A 2026-nucleotide genomic window follows, 5' to 3' on the forward strand; every position below is an offset into this window, starting at 1 on the left:
CGGTCGGCGGTCCGGACGCCGGACGCGCCCGAGGGCTCGCCCCGCCCGGCCTCGAGGTGGGGCGGGCGACGTCGGGCGGGCTCACCCTGGACGACCCGTCGCTGAGCCGGCGGCACGCGCGGGTCGACGTCTCCGCGGACGGGGTGCGCGTCGTCGACCTCGGCTCGACGAACGGGGTGCAGGTCGACGGTGCGCCCGCAGCCGACGGCCTGCCCGCGGACACCTCGAGCACGATCCGGCTCGGGGCCAGCACGGTGCGGATCCGACGCGCACCGGGCCCCGGGATGCCGGTGGACCATCCTGGTGACGGGACGGCCGGCGTCGTGCCCGGGCGCCTCGTCGTCCCGGACCTCGCCGCGGTGGTGGTCGAGGCACCCCCGCCGCCGACGGAGCCGCCGCGTCATCGTCTGCCGTGGGTCGCCGCCCTCGCGCCGCTGCCGGTCGTGGCCGTGCTCGCGCTGCTCATGGGCCCGCGGCTGCTCGTCTTCGCCGTCGTCGGACCGGTCGCCGTCCTCGCGAGCAGCCTGGCCGACCGGGTGGGCGGGCGTCGACGTCACCGGGCGGCCCTCGCGCGCCACGAGGTCGCGACGGCGGAGGCCCGCGAGCGCCTCGCCGATGCCGTCGCGGCCGAGACCACGCGGCGTGCGGTGCGCCACCCGGGGCCGGACGAGGTGCTGGCCCGCGCCGAGCACCGGTTGCCGGGGCTGTGGGGTGGCCCCGACGACCTCACCGTCCGGCTCGGGCTCGGTGACGTCCCCTCGCGCGCGGCCTGGCGGGCGGACGGGGTCCTTCACCCGGGCACGGCGGAGCACGTCCCGGTGACGGTGGACCTGGCGGCGGCCGGCTGCCTCGGGGTGGTCGCCCCGCCGGAGACGGCGCGGCGCGTCGTGGCGGCCGTCGTCGGACAGCTGGTCGTCGCCCTGCCACCGTCCCGGCTGGCGCTGCGCGTCCGGGGGTCCCCGGTCGGGGACGAACCGGCTCACGTCTGGCCCGCGCTCCTGCCCCACACGGGTGGGCCCGGTCGCCGCACGCTGCTCGTCGTCGAGGGGGCGCCGCCCGGCACCGACGCCGCCGAGGAGGTGCGGGCCGTCGTCGACGAGGGAGGGGCCGCGATCGTCGCCGCCGCCACGGACGGTGACCTCCCCGACGGCTGCGGGATGGTGCTCTCCCCCGCCGGCGGCGGGCACTGGACCCTGCGCGGGCCGCTCGGCAGCGTCGATCTCGTCGGCGACGCCGTCGGTCCCGGATGGCGCGACCGCCTGGCCCGGGCGCTGGCTCCGCTGCGGGAGACGGGCGGGGACGCCGCGCTGCCGGCGTCGCTCGGCGTCGCGGACGTCGACGCTCGCCCGCTCACCGTGCCCGGAGTGCTCGAGCGCTGGTCCGCGGGCGAGGGTCCGACGGCGACGGTCGGCGTCACCGCAGCCGGCCCCTACGTCCTCGACCTGCGCGCCGACGGTCCGCACGTCCTCGTCGGGGGCACGACCGGGTCCGGCAAGTCCGAGTTCCTGCGCACCCTCGTCACGGGGCTGGCTCTGGCCTCGCCCCCGGACGGGGTGACCCTGCTGCTCGTCGACTTCAAGGGCGGTGCCGCCTTCGGGCCGTGCGCCGACCTGCCGCACGTCGTCGGCCTCGTCACCGACCTCCACGCCCACCTCGCGGGACGCGTCCTCGCCTCGCTGGCCGCCGAGCTGCGCCGCCGCGAACGGCTTCTGGCCGAGGCCGGCGCCACGGACCTCGACGCGTACGTCCGCAGCGGCGCCACCGAGCCCCTCCCCCGCCTGGTCGTCGTCGTCGACGAGCTGCGCACCCTCGTCGACGAGCTGCCCGACGGTGTGCGCCGCCTCGTGCGTCTCGCCGCGCAGGGGCGCTCCCTCGGCATCCATCTGGTCCTCGCCACGCAACGTCCCTCGGGCGCCGTCACGCCGGAGGTGCAGGCCAACGTCGACCTGCGCATCGCCTTCCGCGTGCGCGACCGGGCGGACGCCGTGGGTGTCGTCGAGGACGCCCGCGCCGCCGACATCCCGGC

Annotated in this window: 1 protein-coding gene; it reads left to right on the forward strand. The window is 78.6% G+C overall.

All coding sequences use genetic code 11. The features are described from left to right. The coding region (locus tag EPD83_RS19885) for an FtsK/SpoIIIE domain-containing protein (RefSeq protein WP_205859641.1) at positions 1–2026 on the forward strand (2026 nt) is incomplete at both ends.

This window comes from Phycicoccus flavus, assembly GCF_004025965.2.
Classification (GTDB): Bacteria; Actinomycetota; Actinomycetes; order Actinomycetales; family Dermatophilaceae; genus Phycicoccus; species Phycicoccus flavus.